The organism is Nesterenkonia lutea (assembly GCF_014873955.1).
Taxonomy (GTDB): Bacteria; Actinomycetota; Actinomycetes; order Actinomycetales; family Micrococcaceae; genus Nesterenkonia; species Nesterenkonia lutea.
On record NZ_JADBED010000001.1, the window covers coordinates 1,894,081 to 1,913,530 of the forward strand.

At 69.2% G+C, this 19,450-nt stretch carries 17 protein-coding genes and 1 pseudogene; 2 read left to right on the forward strand and 16 right to left on the reverse strand.

Annotation, left to right across the window (positions count from 1 at the left end; genetic code table 11):
* Window positions 1-92: 92 nt before the first annotated feature.
* The 7 genes and pseudogenes from hemB to hemE form a co-directional block, all read right to left on the reverse strand.
* Window positions 93-1,067: pseudogene (gene hemB, locus H4W27_RS08605) on the reverse strand (porphobilinogen synthase); the annotation flags it as partial.
* 55 nt (window positions 1,068-1,122) lie between these two features.
* Window positions 1,123-1,935 carry a uroporphyrinogen-III synthase gene (locus tag H4W27_RS08610; protein WP_192595561.1) on the reverse strand — a complete coding sequence of 271 codons (813 nt, stop codon included), beginning with the start codon at window positions 1,933-1,935 and terminating at the stop codon, window positions 1,123-1,125.
* 11 nt (window positions 1,936-1,946) lie between these two features.
* Window positions 1,947-2,966: a hydroxymethylbilane synthase gene (gene hemC / locus H4W27_RS08615; protein ID WP_192595562.1), complete on the reverse strand. Its 1,020-nt coding sequence runs from the start codon at window positions 2,964-2,966 to the stop codon at window positions 1,947-1,949.
* The gene (locus H4W27_RS08620; protein ID WP_425572368.1) at window positions 2,967-4,265 is read right to left on the reverse strand and encodes a ferrochelatase; all 1,299 of its coding nucleotides are present in this window, start codon (window positions 4,263-4,265) and stop codon (window positions 2,967-2,969) included.
* Entirely contained in the window at window positions 4,262-4,990 is a 729-nt protein-coding gene (gene hemQ, locus H4W27_RS08625; RefSeq protein ID WP_192595563.1) for a hydrogen peroxide-dependent heme synthase, read from the reverse strand. The genes H4W27_RS08620 and hemQ overlap by 4 nt, the downstream gene beginning before the upstream one ends.
* A gap of 146 nt (window positions 4,991-5,136) precedes the next feature.
* The gene (hemG, locus tag H4W27_RS08630) at window positions 5,137-6,672 is read right to left on the reverse strand and encodes a protoporphyrinogen oxidase (protein WP_192595564.1); all 1,536 of its coding nucleotides are present in this window, start codon (window positions 6,670-6,672) and stop codon (window positions 5,137-5,139) included.
* Between the two features lie 11 nt (window positions 6,673-6,683).
* Window positions 6,684-7,904, reverse strand: coding sequence for a uroporphyrinogen decarboxylase (gene hemE, locus H4W27_RS08635; protein ID WP_192595565.1), 1,221 nt, complete (start codon window positions 7,902-7,904; stop codon window positions 6,684-6,686).
* Between the two features lie 59 nt (window positions 7,905-7,963).
* On the opposite strand from hemE, the gene H4W27_RS08640 reads away from it, so the two are divergent.
* The gene (locus H4W27_RS08640; RefSeq protein WP_318782246.1) at window positions 7,964-9,427 is read left to right on the forward strand and encodes a glutamyl-tRNA reductase; all 1,464 of its coding nucleotides are present in this window, start codon (window positions 7,964-7,966) and stop codon (window positions 9,425-9,427) included.
* Window positions 9,428-9,531: 104 nt separating this feature from the next.
* Here H4W27_RS08640 and H4W27_RS08645 read toward each other — a convergent pair whose 3' ends face one another.
* The 9 genes from H4W27_RS08645 to H4W27_RS08685 form a co-directional block, all read right to left on the reverse strand.
* Window positions 9,532-10,440 carry an ABC transporter substrate-binding protein gene (locus tag H4W27_RS08645; RefSeq protein WP_192595566.1) on the reverse strand — a complete coding sequence of 303 codons (909 nt, stop codon included), beginning with the start codon at window positions 10,438-10,440 and terminating at the stop codon, window positions 9,532-9,534.
* Between the two features lie 98 nt (window positions 10,441-10,538).
* The gene (locus H4W27_RS08650) at window positions 10,539-11,309 is read right to left on the reverse strand and encodes an ABC transporter permease (RefSeq protein ID WP_192595567.1); all 771 of its coding nucleotides are present in this window, start codon (window positions 11,307-11,309) and stop codon (window positions 10,539-10,541) included.
* The gene (locus H4W27_RS08655) at window positions 11,306-12,031 is read right to left on the reverse strand and encodes an ABC transporter permease (protein WP_192595568.1); all 726 of its coding nucleotides are present in this window, start codon (window positions 12,029-12,031) and stop codon (window positions 11,306-11,308) included. Before H4W27_RS08655 ends, H4W27_RS08650 begins: the two co-directional genes overlap by 4 nt.
* Window positions 12,028-12,867, reverse strand: a complete 840-nt coding sequence (locus tag H4W27_RS08660; RefSeq protein WP_192595569.1) for an ABC transporter ATP-binding protein — start codon at window positions 12,865-12,867, stop codon at window positions 12,028-12,030. The genes H4W27_RS08655 and H4W27_RS08660 overlap by 4 nt, the downstream gene beginning before the upstream one ends.
* Entirely contained in the window at window positions 12,864-13,769 is a 906-nt protein-coding gene (locus H4W27_RS08665; RefSeq protein WP_318782248.1) for a DNA-methyltransferase, read from the reverse strand. Before H4W27_RS08665 ends, H4W27_RS08660 begins: the two co-directional genes overlap by 4 nt.
* A gap of 11 nt (window positions 13,770-13,780) precedes the next feature.
* Complete coding sequence (locus H4W27_RS08670) at window positions 13,781-15,574, reverse strand: DEAD/DEAH box helicase (RefSeq protein ID WP_192595570.1); 1,794 nt, start codon at window positions 15,572-15,574, stop codon at window positions 13,781-13,783.
* 11 nt (window positions 15,575-15,585) lie between these two features.
* A complete protein-coding gene (locus H4W27_RS08675) occupies window positions 15,586-15,819 on the reverse strand; it encodes a DUF3107 domain-containing protein (RefSeq protein ID WP_192595571.1) in 234 nt (77 codons plus the stop codon).
* Between the two features lie 107 nt (window positions 15,820-15,926).
* Window positions 15,927-16,577, reverse strand: coding sequence for a TetR/AcrR family transcriptional regulator (locus H4W27_RS08680; protein ID WP_192595572.1), 651 nt, complete (start codon window positions 16,575-16,577; stop codon window positions 15,927-15,929).
* A gap of 124 nt (window positions 16,578-16,701) precedes the next feature.
* Window positions 16,702-17,550, reverse strand: coding sequence for a PHP domain-containing protein (locus H4W27_RS08685; RefSeq protein WP_192595573.1), 849 nt, complete (start codon window positions 17,548-17,550; stop codon window positions 16,702-16,704).
* 189 nt (window positions 17,551-17,739) lie between these two features.
* Here H4W27_RS08685 and H4W27_RS08690 point away from each other — a divergent pair, with 189 nt between their 5' ends.
* Window positions 17,740-19,311: an aminopeptidase P family protein gene (locus H4W27_RS08690; RefSeq protein ID WP_192595574.1), complete on the forward strand. Its 1,572-nt coding sequence runs from the start codon at window positions 17,740-17,742 to the stop codon at window positions 19,309-19,311.
* Window positions 19,312-19,450 lie beyond the last annotated feature (139 nt).

Here is a 19,450-nt window from a genome sequence, read left to right on the forward strand (position 1 = left end):
GAGGAGCTCGGGGCGCTCGCGGTACCTGCGGGACTCGTGTCCGGCGTCGCGCGGGCTCCGGAAGCACTGGACGGGCGACGCCCGGCCAGCTCATCGCGCAGCCAGCCGGCGACCTCGGCCGCATAGTAGGTGAGCACATTGGTGGCGCCGGCCCGGCGGATGGCGATCAGCGATTCGGTGATAACCGTGCGTCGGTCGATCCAGCCGTTGGCGGCGGCCGCCTCGATCATCGCGTACTCCCCGGAGACCTGGTAGGCCGAGACCGGGACGTCGCTGATGCTCACCGCGTCGGAGAGGATGTCCAGATAGGCGCTGGCCGGTTTGACCATCACCATGTCCGCACCCTCGGCGAGGTCCAGCTCGATCTCGCGCAGCGCCTCGGTCCGGTTGGGGGCGTCCATCTGATATTGCCTGCGGTCGCCGTTGAGCTGGGAATCCACGGCTTCGCGGAAGGGACCGTAGAAGCCGGAGGCGTACTTCGCGGCGTAGGCGAGGATCGGCACGTGCTGATGCCCGGCCTCGTCCAGGGCCTGGCGGATCACCGCCACCTGCCCGTCCATCATGCCGGAGGGAGCGACGACGTCGGCCCCTGCCGCGGCCTGGACCACCCCCATCTCGGCGTAGATCTCCAGGGTGGCGTCATTGTCCACCTCGCCGTCCTCGTCGATGACCCCGCAGTGCCCGTGGTCGGTGAACTCGTCCAGGCACAGGTCGCTCATGACCACCAGCTCATCCCCCACGCGGTCCTTCACGGCACGGATGGAGCGGTTCAGGATGCCCTCGGGGTCCAGTCCGGCACTCCCCTGAGCGTCACGGGCGGCGGGGATTCCGAAGAGCATGATTCCGCCCAGCCCCAGGTCGCGGGCCTCCTCGGCCGCAGTGAGCAGCGAGGACTCGGTGTGCTGGACCACTCCTGGCATCGAGCTGATCGGGGCGGGGTCGGTCAGGTCCTCGCGGACGAAGACCGGCAGGATCAGATCAGCCGGGTGCAGCCTGGTCTCGGCCACCAGTCTGCGCATGGCGGGGCTGCGGCGCATCCGGCGGGGGCGCTGTTCGGGAAAGCTCACTTCGGGCTCCTGATCGTCAGGCGGATGGCGGTCTCGCCGCTTGTCAGTCTAGTTCTCAGCGGCCCAGGGCGGCGAGGACTGCGGCGGCGCTCGGCTCTCGGAGAACATGCGCCTGGGTGATCCCGCGCCGGCCCAGCGTCTTCGCCGTGGGTCGGCCGATGGCCAGCAGCCGCACCCGTTCAGGCACCCCCAGGTCGGCCAGTGCATCTGCGGCGGAGGAGCTGGTGACCAGCACGACGGTGGGATTGAAATGGGTGAGTCTGTCTCGCCGAAGGTCAGCGGCCTGCCGGTCCAGGTCCAGCAGATGTGCGGGTTCGGGCGTCGGCAGCAGCCGCAGCGGGTGCACACCTGCTTCGAGTCTGCCCCCGGCGACCAGCGAGGCGGTCTCATAGGCGCCGATCTGGGTGACCTGCCAGCCCCCGGTCTCGAGGCCCCGGCGCAGCTCCGAACGCGCCTGCCTGGACTGAGGCAGCAGCAGCGAGGCCTCGGCGCCGGAGGCTGCTGCGGGCATCTCCGCGAGCACTCCGGCGGCGCTCTTCTCCCCCGCCGGCATCCACGGATCGGTCACGCTGGTCAGGTCTGCGAGCACCCGGGCCGTGCCGGGACCGACGACGCCCACGCGCACCCCCTCGGGAACTGTGCCGTCCCAGCCCACTCTGCACAGCGCCCGGACGGCGTTGCCGCTGGCGAGCAGCAGCCAGGCGAACTCGCCGCGGGAGAGCTGGGCCAGCGCCGTCTTGAGCGCGGAGGTGTCCTCGGGAAGGCGCTGCTCGGTCAGCGGCAGGAACTGCACCTGGAGTCCGGCCGCGCGCAGCCCGGCCTCGAGCGGGCCAGCCTGGGCAGGATCTCGGGTCAGGGCTATGCGCATGCTCGCGGCTCCTATGAATCCACCACGTGCTTGAGCAGACCGAAGTCCCCCGCCAGCAGCTGCTCCGCCACGTCGGTGCCGAGCTGGACCGCCCGCTCCACCGAGTCGATCCGATCAGCCCCCGCCTCGATCGAGATGTCCCCGCCGGCTCGCTGCACCTGGCTGCCGTCGGGCGCGCAGATGACCGCGTCCAGGCGCAGGGTGGCGCCGCCGTCGGGGTAGTCCTCATAGCGCGCCAGCCCCCCGATCGGCGAGGAGCAGCCCGCATTGAGCCGGGCCAGGAGTCCACGCTCGGCGGAGGTCTCCAGCCGCGCGGGGATGTCGTCATAGAGTGCCAGCGCCATGCCCAGCGGCGCCACGGGCTCAGCATCCTCGGCGCGGACCTCCACCGCCAGGGCCCCCTGCCCGGGGGCGGGCAGCATGATCTCGGTGGGCAGCAGCTCGGCGATGTGGTGCTCGAGTCCCAGTCGCTTCAGCCCAGCACCTGCCAGCACGACGGCGTCCAGGTCGCCCCGGGCTGCATCCGGTGCCTGCGGCGAGGCCTCGGCAGCACCTTCGTGTCCGCGGACCCTGGCGAGTCGGGTGCCGACGTTGCCGCGGATGTCCACGATCTGCAGATCGGGACGGGCCGCGCGCAGCTGGGCTGCGCGGCGCGGTGATCCGGTGCCCACCTTGGCGCCCTGCGGAAGCTGATCCAGGGTGATGTCATCGGCGGAGCACAGCGCGTCCCGCACCTCGGCTCGAACCGGCACGGAGCCGATGGCAAGACCCTCGAGATCCTTGGCCGGCAGGTCCTTGAGCGAGTGCACCGCGACATCGCAGGTCTTGTCGAACAGGGCCTGACGCAGCGCCGAGGCGAACACACCGGTGCCGCCCATCTGCGCCAGCGGACCGGTGAGGATGTCCCCCTCGGTCTTGACGGTGATGAGCTCGTAGCTCTCCTCGGCGTGGTCGGCGAGTGCCTCGGCCGCCGTCGTCGTCTGGGTCAGCGCGAGCTTGCTGCCGCGGGTCCCTACTGTGAACGTGCCCATCTAGCTCCTTGCGAGGTCTTTGCGGAAGCGCGTGCAGTTGCAGGGTCCACAGATGCCGGACCAGTTGCCGGGCACGACCTGCTCGCCGAAGCCCACCGGTTCGCCGTTGACGCCCTGCAGGTATTCGCTGAGCACGTCCACGAGTCCGGAGACGAAGCTCTCCTGGATGCCCGGCGTGGCCGCACGGTGATAGGCCAGGCCGAGCTCGGCGGCGGTCTCCTTGGCCTCGGTGTCGAGGTCCCAGAGCACCTCCATGTGGTCCGAGACGAAGCCGATGGGCATCACCACGACGCCTTCGACGCCGGCCTCGGAATACTCCTCGAGGGCGTCGTTGATATCGGGCTCCAGCCAGGGGGTCTTCGGGCTGCCCGAGCGGGACTGGAAGGTCAGCGCGTGCTCCAGGCCCTGGGCCTCCGGCACGATGTCCATCAGGTGGCGGGCCACTGCGAGGTGCTCGGCGCTGTAGACATCGGTGCCATACTCCTCGACGACGCGATCCGGGCCCATGGCCTCGGCGTTGCGGCTGGGGATCGAGTGGGTGACGAAGACGATCTTCGGACGGGCCTCGGTCTTGCCGGCCTCCTCGAGCTGGGCGCGGACATCGGCGATGCCGGCGGCCAGGGCGTCCTTGAAGGGGTCGATGAAGGCCTTGTCCATGAAGAACTGGCGCACCTTGACCACGCTCATCTCCTCGCGCAGCCCCGTCTCGTCCAGGGTCAGTGAGAAGTCCTCGCGGTACTGCCCGCAGGAGGAGTAGCCGTTGTACGCCGAGGTCACCAGCGCGAGGATCCGACGATGTCCGTCGGCGTGCATCTGGCGGAAGGTCTCGGTGAACAGGGGCGTCCAGTTGCGATTGCCCCAGTAGACCGGGACGTTGAGCTGGCGCTCGGCGATCTCCGCCTCGAGCGCCCCCTTGAGATCGCGATTCTGCTGGTTGATCGGGCTGACGCCGCCGTTGGCCCGGTAGTGGGTGGCCACCTCTTCAAGGCGCTCATCCGGGATGCCCCGCCCCGCGGTGACATTGCGCAGGAAGGGCAGCACGTCGTCCTGGCCCTCGGGGCCGCCGAAGGAGGCGAGCAGGACGGCGTCATAGTTGCTGGGCTGATCCGTGGTGGAGCCCTCGGCGAAGTCCACCGGCAGCGGTGCGGGGGCCTCCGCCGCCACGGCCTTCTGCTCGGTTCCCGGGGTCGGGGTGGTCCGGGAAGACTCCGCCACGGCGGACTCGGCCTCCCTCTCGGTGGGGTGCGAGGAGGTCTCGGTCGGGTGATGAGCCGTCTCGTGGTTCGGGGTGGTCGTCACAGCAGGACCTCAGCAATCTCGGAGGCGGCCTTGAGACGGCGTCCGGTGTAGAAGGGAATCTCGTCGCGGACGTGATAGCGGGTCTCGGACTCGCGGAGCTTGCGCATCATGTCCACCAGGTCTGTCAGCTTGGGCGCCTCCAGGGCGAGCATCCACTCCCAGTCATTGAGCGCGAAGGCCGAGGTGGTGTTGGCCAGCACGGAGGGGAACTCCTGACCGAGCATGCCGTGTTCGCGCAGCATCTTTCCGCGCTTGGCCGGGTCCATCAGGTACCAGTCATAGGAGCGGTTGAACGGGTAGACCACCAGCCAGTCCTCCGGCGGCACTCCGAGGGCGTAGGCGGGGACGTGGCCGCGGGCGAACTCGGCGGTGCGGTGCACACCCATGGCGGAGAAGGCGATGTGGGTCCGGGAGAACATCTCGGTGCGGCGGATGCGGCGCACGGCGGCCTGCAGAGCCTCGGCGGAGGGACCGGTGACCCAGGTGAGCACATCGGCCTCGTTGCGCATCGCGGAGACGTCATAGGTCCCGCGGAATGTCACGTCCTGCTCGGCGAAGGCCGCTTCGAGCGCGTCGAACTCGACCTCCACGTCGGCACCCTGTGGGGCGGGCCCGGACCGGGCGAAGACGGTGTACAGAGTGAACCAGTCTCTGCCCGAGGAGTTGACCTCTTCCGGCGTTCGCTGGGCGTTGCTGCCGTAGCTCACAGATGCCTCCATCAGCATTGATCTTCAGTCAGGGACCTGAGGTGAGAATGTCCCGCGACCAGCTTATCGCCCGCTCTCGAACGGATTTCTACATGACGTCGAAACGTGATCGACTGCTCAGCCCTGTCGGCTCGGCATCTGACTGTCACGGTCAGGCTCAGCTCTCAGGGCCGGGCAGTCAGGGTCGGAGGGTCAGGCTCAGGCTCAGGCTCAGGGTCGGTGTTCAGGATCGCGGCGGCGGTGGATCGGGCGTCCGGCACCACCCGAGCGAGTCCGGTGCCGGCGAACCAGGCGCCGGTCATGTGGACCCTCGGAGTCTGGGGGCCGTGGTCCTGTCCCGCCAGTCGAGCGCGCAGGGCCGCGATCCGCTCCGCATGGCCCGCGGAGGTCTGTGGAAGCGCCCTGCGCCAGCGGACGACGCTGGCCTCGAGGATCTGTTCGCCGGCGATGGGCACCCCGAAGAGCGCTCCCACGTCCTCGGCGGCCGCCCGGAGCAGGTCTTCATCACTGGAATCGGCTCCCAGCCTCGGCTGGCTGGTCTGACCCACCCGCCCGTAGGAGAGCCGCACCACGTGGTGGCCAGGTCCATGCGCCTGGGTCACGGCGGCCTCGGCCCACTCCCATTTGGAGCTGATGTGCGTCATCGCCTTGGCCCCGATGTCTCTCACCTGCGGAGACACGAGCACTCCGGTTCCCCGAGGGTGAGAGTCCAGCTCCGGGGCGTGCAGGATCATCGAGACCAGCGCGACGCCGGGGGCCGGATCCTGCCCGCTCAGGTCCAGTCCGCTCAGGTCCAGCCCGGTCAGGTCCAGTCCGCTCAGGTCCATGACCTCGCTGATCAGCTGCACGGCGGCGGGGGCGTCCAGGGCGAGGATGACGTGGTCCGGGCGTTCCGCTCCGGGAGCGACCAGCTCCGCGAGGTCATGCACCGGGGAGTTCAGTCGGATCGTCGCGCCGAGGCGCAGCAGCTCCCGCTCGAGGGCGTGCACCAGCCGGTTCAGTCCCCCATCCACCGAGTTCACCGCAGAGCCCGCCGGCGCCTTGGACCTCACCAGCGCCACGGCCCGGGCCAGGGAGCCCTCGCGCAGCATCGCGTCGAAGAGGCCGGGAGCGGCATTGTTCATGTCCAGGTCGTCCGGCTCCGCGGAATGCACACCGGAGACGATCGGGGTGACGAGCCGGTCCAGCACCTGCTGCCCCATGCGGTCACGGACCACCTCTCCGAGGGTGATCCGTCCGCCGCGAGACTCCTGCTCCTCCGCCCAGTCCTGGACCGGGGTGTTCAGATCCTCTGCGGCGCGCGCGGCCGCCGTCTCCCCGAGGATGGCCACCACATCGGGGGCCAGCGGATCCGCCGGGATGCCGAGGATGCCGGTGGCAGGCAGCGGTGCGGCGAGATCCGGCAGCTGCAGCCAGGCGATGGAATGCTGCGGAGCCACCACGTCATCCTGCAGGCCCAGCTCGGCGAGCAGCCGCGGCACCACGGGTGAGCGCGTGGCGAAGGCCTCAGCGCCGGCGTCGTAGGCGTCCCCGGCCAGGGTCTGGGCCCCGATGGCCCCGCCCAGCCGGTCACCGGCCTCGAAGATCTCCACCGCGCACCCCGCGCGGGCCAGATCCCAGGCGGCCACCAGACCGGCGATGCCGCCGCCCACCACAGCGATGTGCGGCAAGCTGCTCGGGGGGCTCGTTCCTGCGCTCATCTGGGCAGGGCTCAGTCCTCGTTGCCGATCTCATGGATCAGGCTGACCACGCGGGTGAGCACCTCCGGATCGGTCTCCGGGGGCACGCCGTGCCCGAGGTTGAGCACATGTCCGGCGGCGCCGGAGCCGGCCGCGATGACCTCGCGCACATGGGCCTCGAGCACGGGCCAGTCCGCGCGCAGCAGGGCGGGGTCGATGTTGCCCTGAAGCGGGGTCTCGGGCCCGACCCGGCGAGTGGCCTCGGCCAGGTTCAGCCGGTAGTCCACACCCACGACGTCGGCTCCGGCCTCCTTCATCAGGTCCAGGATCTCTCCGGTGCCGGTGCCGAAGTGGATCAGCGGCGCGGTCACCCGGTGACCCTCCGGGGTGGTCCCGTCCAGGCCCGTCACATGCGAGAACGCCGCGGCGGAATGGGCCTGCACGTGGCGGGCATAGTCCTCGCGGCCCAGCGAGCCGGCCCAGGAGTCGAAGAGCTGGGCGGCGGAGGCGCCGGCCATGAGCTGGGCACGCATGAACCGGCCGGAGACCTCGGCGGCCCAGGAGGCCAGCGCCTTCCAGGTCTCGGGGTCTGCATGCATCATGGTGCGCGGACCGAGGTGGTCGCGTGAGGGCCTGCCCTCCACCATGTAGGCGGCCAGGGTGAACGGCGCGCCGGCGAAGCCGATCAGCGGGGTGGAGCCGAGTTCGGCCACGATGCGCCCGATGGCCTCGGTGATCGGGGCGAAGGCGGCGTCGTCCAGTGTGGGGAGGGCCTCGACGTCGGCGCGGGTGCGCACCGGTGTGCCCAGCACCGGGCCCACACCGGGCTGGATCTCCACATCGATCCCGGCCAGGCGCAGCGGGATGACGATGTCGGAGAAGAAGATCGCGGCGTCCACGTCATGACGGCGCACGGGCTGCAGGGTGATCTCGGAGGCGAGCTTCGGATCCAGGCAGCTGTCGAGCATCGTGGTGCCCTCACGCAGCGCTCGGTATTCGGGCAGCGAGCGCCCGGCCTGTCGCATGAACCACACCGGCCTGCGGTGCGGGCGTGTGATCTCCCCCGCAGTGTTACGCCCTCCGCGATACTGCGTCAGCAACGGTGAATCGGCGGTCAGTCCGCTCACCAGGGGGTGCTCGGCGGGCAGCTGCGTGGCTGAGCCCTGAGAACGCGCGGCCGCCCTCGGGACGGCGGTGACGGAGCCGGTGGCCGGTGAGGACGCGGCCATGCCCGCGAAGGATCCAGAAGTCATACGCCACATTCTCCACTTTTCCGCGGCGCACTTCGACCCGCTGTAGAATCAATGACGTCGTGGTACTCATCTCCCTAGTCGCCACCCACACAGAGCTCGACCTCGAGACCGTGGGAACACTCAGCTCAGGAGCGGCCAATCTGGCCGGTTCTGTTCACATGCCTGCCGTGACGCTGGCGACCTGCAACCGCATGGAGATCTACGCCGAGTCCACCGGCAGCTCCCATGACGCGGTGCAGAGCACTCGCGAGGAGCTGCTCGACGCCGTCGCCGAGTCCTCCGGACTGGACCGAGAACTGGTCGGCCGCTCCTTCCGCACCCTGGTGGAGGACGACGCCGTCTCTCATCTCTTCGAGGTGGGGGCTGGTCTGGACTCCGCGGTCATCGGGGAGCGTGAGATCGCAGGTCAGGTGCGCAAGTCCCTGACCGACGCCCAGCATGCCGGAACGATCTCCGGGAACCTGACCAAGCTCTTCGAGACCGCCTCGCGCACGGCGAAGGACGTGGGCACGCGCACCGCGCTGGGTTCCCGCGGGCGCTCCATCGTCTCGGTCGCTCTGGACATCGCCGGGGACATGCGCGGGGACGGAACAGTCTTCTACCCCGGTGCCTCCGTGGTGCTGATCGGCACCGGCGCGTACTCGGGCACCTCGCTGGCCCAGCTGGTCGAGCGCGGCGTCACCGACATCGGCGTCTTCTCCGGCTCCGGCCGCGCCGAGGAGTTCGTCTCCGAGCGCGCCGGCGGTGCCCGGGCGCTGCAGATGCAGGAGCTCCCCGGCGCCTTCCGTGAGGCCGATGTCATCATCGGCTGCTCCGGAGGCAATCGACGGATCAGCGCCAAAGAGGTGAAGAACCTGGCCGGACTGGCCGGGGATGCGCCGCGGCAGAAGCCGCTGACCGTGATCGACCTGGCGCTCTCCCATGACTTTGACCCCGATGTGGCCGATGTCGACGGCGTGGAGCTGATCACCCTGGAGTCGGTGAAGATGGCCGCCCCCGGGGAGACCGAGGACTCGGTGGAGGAGGCCCGCGACGTCGTGCGCTCCGCTGTGGAGACGTACCTCACCGAGCGTCGCGAGCGCACCGCCGATGACGCGATCGTGGCGCTGCGCCGCCACACCCAGTCGCTCCTGGATGAGGAGATGGACAAGGTGCGCAGGCAGCACGGCTGCACCGGCGCGGCCGAGGAGGTCGAGTTCGCGGTGCGCAGGATCGTCCGGAAGATGCTGCACACCCCCACTGTCCGCGCCCGGGAGATGGCCGCCGAGGGTCGCACCGAGGACTATGTGCGCGCCCTGGAGGATCTGCACGGCATTCAGGTGCCGGTGCGAGAAGACCTCGCACGGGCCACCCCCGCCAAGCGCCGCCGCGCCGAGGACTTCTCTGCGGCCGAGCTCACCCAGATGGCCGGCTACCTGACCAATGTGCCTGCGGGCGGGTTCTGCCAGCATCACCGGCCCGGTGAGTTCGAGATCGAACGCATCGACGCCGTCCGCGACCTGCAGGTCCGCCGCGCCGGCTGAGCGCCCCCTTCTTCAGAGCCGATCGCAGGCCCGTGGTCTCCTCGTCGAGCTCGAGCCCGTCGATTCACCACAGACCTGCGATCTTCGCCAGGTGAAGCGAGAGGTCAGCCCAGGCCCTGCTCGCTGAGCCAGTCGGAGGCCACGTCGGCCGGGTCGGCCTGCTCGTCCACGCTCTGGCTGTTCAGCGCGATGAGCTCCTCAGTGGTCAGCGCCGCATTGACCTCGTTGATCAGCGCCGCGGCGTCCTCGTCCACCCGGTCAGAGACCACGGGGATGACGTTCTGCGGCAGCACCAGATCCTCGGGATCCTCCAGCACCACCAGGTCATCAGACTCCAGGACCGGATCCGCGCTGTAGATGTCGGCGACCTCCACATCGCCGTCCTGCAGGGCGTCCACGGTCAGTGCCCCGCCGCCGGCCTCCACCGGCACCAGCGTGATCTCCACGCCATAGACGTCCTGCAGACCTTCGGGTCCATAGGGGCGTGTCTCGAACTCCGAGTTCGCCGCGATCTGCAGGTCCTCCAGTCCGGCGAGGTCCCCCACCTCGGTCAGGTCGTTCTCCTCGGCGAACTCTGCGGTGACCACGAAGCTGTCCTGATCGGTGGCCTCGGCGGCGTCCAGAGCGCGCAGACCCTCGGGGAGGACATCTTCCAGCTCCGCCGTGATCTCCTCCAGGGTGGCCGCCTCGGAGGACTCCTCGTAGTACTGCAGGAAGTTGCCCGCGTACTCGGGGAAGATGTCGATGGCCCCGGATTCCAGCTCCGAGACGTAGACCTCGCGCTGGCCGATGTCGAACTGCCGGTCCACCTCGATGTCTTCGGACTCGAGCACCTGGGCGTAGAGCTCGGCGATGATCGTGTTGGAGTAGTACTGCTGAGAGCCGATGACCAGGGCCTCGCCCTGAGCCTCCGCGCCGTCGGTGTCCTCGGCGAGGGGATCGCTGTCACCTCCGCAGCTGGTCAGTGCCAGCGCGGCGATCGTTCCGGTGACCCCGAGTCCTGTGGTCCGCATATGTCATCCTCTTTCTCTGTGCAGCTCCCGCGTCAGCGACAGCTGATCCTCAGGGACATCATAGGAAACTCTCGGCGCCGGCCGCGGCGATGTCGAGTTCAGCGCGCAGTTGTGACGGGATGCGACGCGTCAGACGCCGTGCGTGATGCACGGGGTGAGCCCTCGCGCGCCGCACGGGACGATCCCCGGCCGGGGGCGCGCTGCGGTCCGGCGAGGCCGGGGATCCTGCGGAGCAGACGCTGCCCGGTGCCGAAGGCGGCGTCCGCCAGGATGGCCAGCAGGATCACCACGATCGATGTCCCGAGCATCATGGGGTAGTCGTAGGTGCGCAGTCCCAGGAACAGCGGTCTTCCCAGTCCCCCGGCGCCCACGTAGGCCGCCAGTGTGGCGGTGGCGATGACCTGCAGGGCCGCCAGCCGCAGTCCGCTGAGGATCAGCGGCAGACCGAGTGGAATCTCCACCCGGGTGAGGACCTGCCAGCCGTTCATCCCCTGCGCGCGGGCGGCGTCGACGGTGGCCGGGTTCACCGATTCCACCCCGGCATAGGCACCTGCCAGCACCGAGGGTGCGGCCAGGATCACCAGGGCGACCATGGGCGCCGTCAGGCCGATCCCGGTGAACAGCGCCACCAGCGTGAGCAGGCCCAGGGTGGGCAGAGCACGTGCGGCGCCGGTGGCGACGACGGCGACTCCCCTGCCCCGGCCGGTGTGACCGATCAGCAGGCCCAGCGGCAGCGCGAGCACTGCGGAGATCCCCAGCGCGATCAGCGTGTACCCGAGGTGCTCGAGGGAACGCACCCAGAGCCCGCCCGAGCCGGCCCAGGCTTCGGCGGTGAGCAGCCAGCGCAGTGCCTCGACGATGTTGGTCATGCCGCCGCCCCCTGGCGCTGGCTCTGGCTGTGACTGTCGCGCTGGCGCAGGCTCTGGCTCTGGCGCGGCCGCAGGCGATGGCGGCCGGGACGTGCGGTGTTCCAGGGCATGAGCATGCGGCCGGCGAGCACCAGCAGCAGGTCGCAGATCAGCGCCAGCACCACGGTCATCAGGATTCCGGCCACGATGGAGCCGATGATGCCCCGGGCGAAGCCGTCGGTGAACAGCGAGCCCAGTGAGCTGACGCCGAGGACCGCGCTGACCGAGACCAGACTGATGGAGCTCACACAGACCACGCGCACGCCGGCCAGCAGCGCCGGCCCTGCCAGCGGGAGCTCCACGGTGAAGAACCGGCCCATCCCGGAGAACCCGATGGCGGTGGCGGAGGTGCGCACATCATCGGTGACCGCGTCCAGCGCCTCGGCCGCGGAACGGACCATCAGCGCGAGTCCGAAGATGGACAGCGCGATCACCACGTTGAGCGGATCTCTGACCGAGGTGCCCACCACGGCGGGGAGCAGGATGAACAGCGGAAGCGAGGGCACTGCGTAGAGCAGTCCGGTGCCGGTGAGCAGGGGTTCGCGGAGGATGCGCACCCGGTTCGCGGCCCAGGCCACCGGGATGGAGACCACGAAGGCGATGACCACGGCGGGCAGGCTCAGCGCCAGGTGCACCAGAGTCAGCTCACCGATCGCGGCGAGATTGTCCAGGATCCAGGTCATGGCCGGTCAGCGCGCTCCGGCTCGGGCTCGACCACGCCCAGCGGCCGGCCCTGCGCATCGGAGATCAGCAGCCCGCCGTCCTCGGTCTGTGCGGCCTTGAGCGAGCGGCGGCCGGAGTCCAGTCCCAGGAACCGGGAGACGAACTCGTCCTGCTGGTTCTGCACCAGCTCCTCCGGGGTTCCGGACGCGGCGATCACTCCGCCGGCCTTGAGCACCACGATCTGGTCCCCCAGGGTCAGCGCCTCGTCGATGTCATGGGTGACGAAGATGATGGTCTTCTTCAGCTCCTCCTGGACCCTGGCGAGCTCGCGCTGCAGCTCGATCCGCACCAGCGGATCCACGGCTCCGAAGGGCTCGTCCATGAGCAGGATGTTCGGGTCAGCGGCCAGTCCTCGGGCCACGCCGACGCGCTGCTGCTGGCCGCCGGAGAGCTGGCCCGGATAGCGGGTCCCCAGGGCGGTGTCGAGTCCCACGATCTCCATCAGCTCATAGCCGCGCCTGCGCGCCTCTGCGCGGGAGGCCCCGTTGAGGCGAGGCACGGTGGCGATGTTGTCGATGACGCGGCGGTGCGGCAGCAGCCCGGAATGCTGCATGACGTAGCCGATCCTGCGGCGCAGCGCCACAGGTTCGACCCCGGAGATGTCCTCCTCGTCGATCAGCACGCTGCCGGAGCTGGGCTCCACCATCCGATTGACCATGCGCAGCAGCGTGGTCTTGCCACAGCCCGAGGAGCCCAGGAGCACTGCGGTGCTGTGCGAGGGCACCTTCAGGCTGAACTCCTCCACGGCGGCGGTGCCGTCCTGGTAGGTCTTGCCCACGTTGCGGAATTCGATCACGAGGCCTCCATCAGTGCGCTGCGGTGGACCTGTGCGTGCTCGCCCAGACGGGTCTCCATCACATCAAGGGCCTGCGGGGAGGAGTCGATGCAGATGAAGCGGCGCCCGGTCTCCACGGCCACGGCACCCAGGGTCCCGGAGCCGGCGAAGAAGTCGAGCACCCAGTCCCCCGGGTTCGAGGAGGCCTGGACCATGCGGCGGACGAGCCCGACCGGCTTCTGGGTGGGGTAGCCGGTCTTCTCACGGCCGGTGGGCGAGACGATGGTGTGCCACCAGACGTCGGTGGGCAGCTTGCCCAGAGCGACCTTCTCGGCGGTGACCAGCCCGGGAGCCATATAGGGCTCGCGGTCCACGGCCTCGGCGTTGAAGATGTAGCCGGATGGGTTCTTCACGTAGACCAGGATGGTGTCGTGCTTGGTGGGCCAGCGCTTCTTGGTGCGCCCGCCGTAGTCGTAGGCCCAGATGATCTCGTTGAGGAAGGACTCCCGCCCGAAGATGGCGTCGCAGAGGACCTTTGCGTAGTGGACCTCGCGGTAGTCCAGGTGCAGGTAGAGCGTGCCGTCTTCGGCCAGCAGCCGCCAGGCATGGAGCAGGCGGGGCTCGAGGAACTCCCAGTAGTCGGTGAAGGAGTCGTCGTATTCGGCCAGGGCACGGCGCACCGTGTCATAGCTGCGCCCGGCGAAGCCCACCCGGTTGCCCTCACCGTCGGGGCGCCGGGTGTTCGTGGTCTTGGTGGCCCGCTGGGCCCGCCCCGTGTTGAAGGGCGGGTCCAGGTAGATCACCGTGAAGGATTCGTCAGGAAGCTCCGGCAGGAGCTCGAGGTTCTCGCCCTCGAGCACCTGGGAGGGCCCGGCGGGGTCGAAGCCGCAGCTGTCCGCGGCAGCGATCTCCCCAGCGCTCACAGAAGGTCCGGTCAGCTCTCGCTGGAGGCGTTCCCGCCGCCTGATCCGGAACCACCGCGACGACGACGCCGACGCCTGGGCTGCGCGGCAGACTCTCCACCCTCGGACGACGCGGCTGCCGCGGGCTGTTGGACCTGGGACGCTGAATCTGAACCTTGTGCGCCCGAGTCCTCGCTGCGGGTGCGCCGACGGCTGCGGCTGCGCGGCGCCGAAGCCTCGGAGGAGGACCGGGAGTCCTTGGACGAGTCGTCGGCGCGGTCGCGCCCACGGCCACCATCGCGCCCGCCATCGCCGCCACCATCGCGCCCACCATCACGACCGCCATCGCGGCCACGGCCACCATCACCGGAGCGGCCACGGCCGCCCTCGCGGTCGCCGGAGCGCCCACGGCCAGCATCGCGACCGGCGTCGCGGCCTCCGCTGGACCGGCGCTTCTCCGGCCCGCCGAGATCCTCGAGCTCCTCGGCGTCCAGGCCGGCCTTGGAACGCTTGTGCCGGGGCAGGCGTCCCTTGGTGCCCTTGGGAATGTCCAGGTCCTCGTAGAGGTGCGCGGAGGAGGAGTACGTCTCCACCGGCTCCGGGATGCCCAGGCCGAGAGCCTTGTCGATGAGCTTCCACTTGGGCATGTCCTCCCAGTCCACGAAGGTCACGGCGATGCCGGTCTTGCCGGCGCGGCCGGTGCGGCCCACACGGTGGAGATAGGCCTTCTCATCATCGGGAGCGGTGAGGTTGATGACGTGAGTGATGTCGGTGACGTCGATGCCGCGGGCAGCGACATCGGTGGCCACGAGGACATCGATCTTCTCGTTGCGGAAGGCGCGCAGGGCCTGCTCGCGGGCTCCCTGGCCGAGGTCGCCGTGGATGGCGCCGGCGGCGAAGCCGCGGGAGATCAGCTCGCCGGAGAGCCGGTCGGCCTGTCGCTTGGTCCGCGTGAAGACGATCGTGCGGCCGCGGCCCTCGGCCTGGAGCAGACGGGCGATGACCTCGTCCTTGTCCAGGTGGTGCGCGCGGTAGACGAGCTGCCGGATGTCCTTCTTCGTGATGCCCTCATCCAGCGGGTCCGCCGCGGAGATGTGGGTGGGCTTGGTCATGTACCGGCGCGCCATGGCGACCACGGCGCCGGGCATGGTCGCGGAGAAGAGCATGGTCTGGCGACCGACCTCCGGGACGGCGGCCAGCAGGGTCTCCACGTCGGGGAGGAAGCCGAGATCGAGCATCTCGTCGGCCTCATCGAGGACCACGATGTTGACGTTCTTCAGCTTCAGGTGGCGCTGCCGGTGAAGGTCGATCAGGCGCCCGGGGGTGCCGACGACGATCTCCACGCCGCGGTCGAGCTCCTCGATCTGCGGCTCATAGGCGCGGCCGCCATAGATCGTGGCCACGCGGATGCCGCGGCGGGCGGCGGCGACCTTGATGTCGGCGGCCACCTGCACGGCGAGCTCTCGGGTTGGGGCGACGATCAGCGCCTGGGGCGCTCCGGGGGCCGGAAGGTCGTCATAGCCGGCGTCGTCGGGGCTGGTGACGCGCTGGATGGCAGGAATGCCGAAGCCCAGGGTCTTGCCGGTGCCCGTCTTGGCCTGGCCGATGATGTCATAGCCGCCCAGCGCGATCGGCAGGGTCTCGGCCTGGATCGGGAAGGGCGTGGTGATGCCCTTGTCGGCGAGCGCCGCCACAATCTCAGGGCGGACGTTGAAATCGGCGAAGGTCAGTGGGGAGGCTTCGACAGCCTCGACGAGCTCGGGATCAGCGGCGGAGATGGGGGCTTCAGTCTCAGCGGCTGAGGACTCGGTGGTCTGTTCAGTCATAGGTACTTTCATTAGGCGACTGCGGCTGCGAAGCCCACAGTCTGTTTGGTGTCGGAGCCGATCTCCACATAGCCGATGGAGGCGACCGGAACCACGATCTTCTTGCCGCGGCGGTCCTCCAGGCTCAGCAGTGGCTGCGCGCCTTCAATGGCGGCGGCGACGGCCTGTTCGATCTCTTCGGGCTTGGCCTCGGTCTCAATGACGATCTCGCGTGAGACGTGCTGAATTCCGATACGTACTTCCATGCCAACTCCTTGAATCCGTGGGTCAACGCCCACCCGGGAGAGCCGCAGAGGTCCAGAGCTGGACGCCTGCTTCAGAAGTGGGCGGGTTTACCTGCCTTCGATACTACCTATTGTGCGCCTGCGGTGCTTTCAGGTTCCTTCGGGAAGCCCGAGATTCCGCGCCAAGCCAAACGTGCGGTCAGCTGGGAGGAGACCTCCTGATCCGGACGCTCGGAGAGCCGGCTCCAGTGCCGTGCCGCGGAGAGGGCCATGCCGATCAGACCGTGGCCCAACATGGTGGCCTCGGCCATGGGCTGGCCGGTGTCGTCGGCGATGACCTCGGCGATCGCCCCGGCCATGGCATCGTGGAAGCGCTCGAGCCGGTCCTCCACCTCTTCGTCGTTGTCCATCCCGGAGCTGAAGACCAGCCGGTAGGCCTCGTCCTTGCGGGCGATGAACTCGTAGAAGGTGGCCATCGTGGCCTGGACCCGTTCCTTGTTGTCCGCACTGGTGGCCAGCGCCTGGGTCAGCTCATATTCGAGCTGGGCCAGGTGGGTGTCCAACAGGCCCAGGAACAGCTCATGCTTGCCGGGGAAGTGCTGGTAGAGCACGGGCTTGGAGACCTGAGCGATCTCGGCGATGTCATCCATCGAGGCCCCGTGGTACCCCTTGGCCACAAAGACCTGCAGCGAGCAGTCGAGCAGCTGGGTGCGGCGCTGCTCGCGGGGAAGCCGCTTGGCACGGACGACTCCGGCGGGATCCCGCATGGATTCACTCATGGGGCCAGTCTACGGCGGGGATGTCCGCGGCCGGATGTGCCGGTGGGTTCTGGGGGTGGGCCTGCGGAATCTGGGGCGGGATGTGCCTGCGGGGCCTGCAACCGAGCCTGGGGGCCTGCGGGGCCTACGGGCGGATCGGCTCGAAGCCTGTGGCCAGCTCGCACAGCGCCTGGACGGTCTGTTCGTCCGTGGTGTTCTCCCCGATCAGATTGGCCTTCCCGGTGCCGTGATAGTCCGAGGATCCGGTGACCAGCAGATCATGGGCTCGGGCGAGGTCGCGCAGCACTTTCCGGCCTGACTCGGGGTTGTCCCGGTGGTGCACCTCCACTCCGGCAAGTCCCGCCTCCACCATCTCTTCGAGCTGTTCGGTGCTCACGGTGCGGCCGCGGGCCGAGGCCATCCCGTGGGCCAGCACCGGGACTCCTCCCGCCGCGCGGACCAGCCGGATCGCCGTCGTCGGATGCATGTTGTGCTGGCTGACGTAGTAGGGGGAGCCGGCATGGAGCATATGATCGAAGGCCTCCTGACGGTCCGCCACCACTCCGATCCCCACCAGCGCGTCGGCCAGGTGCGGACGTCCCACCGTGGCTCCGACGCTGACGTGCTGTTCGACCGTCTCCCAGGTCAGCGGGAAGTCCACGGAGAGACGTTCGGCGATGCGCCGGGCTCGGTTGAGCCGACCATCGCGCGCCTCGGACATCGCGGCGGAGAGGCCCGGGTGAGCCGGGTCGTGCAGGTAGCTGAGCAGGTGGACGCTGATCCCGTTCTCGGTGAGAGTGGTGATCTCCATGCCGGGCAGCAGCATGATGCCGTGCTCCACGGCGGCCACGATCGCCTCGTCCCAGCCCGCGGTGGTGTCATGATCGGTCAGGGCGAGCCCCTGCAGTCCGGCGGCGGCCGCGGCGGCGACCACGGCGGCGGGAGCTTCGGTGCCGTCGGAGACGTTGGAATGGGTGTGCAGGTCCACGCGCATGGCCATCAGCCTAGCCGGTCCGAGACCCGGTGATCGGCCCTGTGGCCGGCCCTGTGGCCGGCCCCACGCACGGCCCCACGCAGGGCCTGTGAAGTCTCAGCGCCGCAGCGGGGGTGAGGGGCGGGCTGGGCGGGGCTGGGAGCTGGGCGGGGCTGGGGTCCTGACCGGGGGCGGACCTAGACTGGGGCGATGACCAGTTCTGAGAACACGGAAGAATTCAACCTCGTCACTTCGGCCTCCGCGCAGGCGCTCGAGGAGCGCGGCAGCAACCGCTCGCAGCGCCCCACCTCGGATGCGTTCAAGGAGTTCATGGCCTCCAGCTGGGCTCCGGCCGAGCGGGTCCAGCATGGCCGCGACGAGGTCGCCTCCTACGCGGCCCGACGACGCGCGGCCGTCTCCGCGCAGTTCCCCGGAGAGCGGCTGGTGATCCCCGCCGGACCGCTGAAGGTCCGCTCCAATGACACGGATTACCGCTTCCGGCCACATTCGGCGTTCGCGCATCTGACCGGTCTGGGCCTGGACCACGAGGCAGGTGCCGTGCTGGTCTTCGAGCCGGTTGACGAGGGCGACGGCGACGACGGTTCGGACCATGAGGTCACGCTCTACTTCACCCCGATGGCCGGACGCGACTCGGAGGCCTTCTATGCTGACGCTCGGCACGGGGAGTTCTGGATCGGCCCGCGCCCCGGCCTCGAGGAGTTCGCTCAGCGACTCGGGATCCGCACGGCGGACACCGGCGCCCTGGAGGTGGCGGTGACCAAGAACGCCGGTCCGGTGGAGTTCGGCGGCACCCGGCTGCGGCTGCTGCGTGAGGTCGACCTCGATGTCGACGCCCTCGTGGACACCTCGCGGATCAACACCGCCGTGGACCTCGAGACCTCCGACGCCTACGACGGCGCGCTGCTGGAGTCCCTCTCAGAGCTGCGTCTGGTCAAGGACGAGTGGGAGGTCGCACAGCTGCGCGCCTCCGTGGACGCCACGATCGCAGGTTTCCACGATGTGGTCGCCGCGCTGCCCCGCGCCGTGGGACACGACCGGGGCGAGCGGATCGTCGAGGGAGCCTTCTTCGCTCGAGCACGACTCGAGGGCAACGACCTCGGCTACGACACGATCGCCGCCTCCGGCAACAACGCCACCGTGCTGCACTGGATCCGCAATCACGGCGCGGTGAGCCCCGGGGACCTGCTTCTGCTCGATGCGGGAGTGGAGGCCGATTCCCTGTACACCGCTGACATCACGCGCACGCTGCCGGTCACCGGCGAGTTCTCCCCCGTCCAGCGCCGGATCTACGACGCCGTCCTGGCCGCCGCCGATGCCGCCTTCGCCGTGGTCCGGCCTGGTATCAGGTTCCGCGAGATCCACGCCGTGGCGGTCAAGGTCCTGGCCGAGCACCTCGATGACTGGGGGCTGCTGCCGGTCGGTCTCGAGGAGTCTCTCGCGGAGACCGGACAGCATCACCGCCGATGGATGCCACACGGCACGAGTCACCACCTGGGACTTGATGTCCACGACTGCGCCCAGGCCAAGCGCGAGCTCTACCTCGACGGCGTGCTCGAACCGGGAATGGTCTTCACCATCGAGCCGGGGCTGTACTTCAAAGCGGAGGATCTCGCCGTGCCGGCCGAGTTCCGCGGAATCGGAGTGCGGATCGAGGATGACGTGCTCGTCACCGAAGAAGGAGCGGAGAACCTCTCCTCCGCGCTGCCCCGCGCAGCAGCCGAAGTCGAGGCATGGATGCGGGACATCTGGGGCGCTCAATAACTGTGGTGATAAAAGTGGCGGAGCTGAGAATGTTCGTGATAAAGCGGCAATGAAACTGTGATCAAGCCGATCTCTGTCAGGCACAAAGCATTCGCATCTCCTGCATTTCAGCCGCTACGCTGGAATCAGTCGAACCACA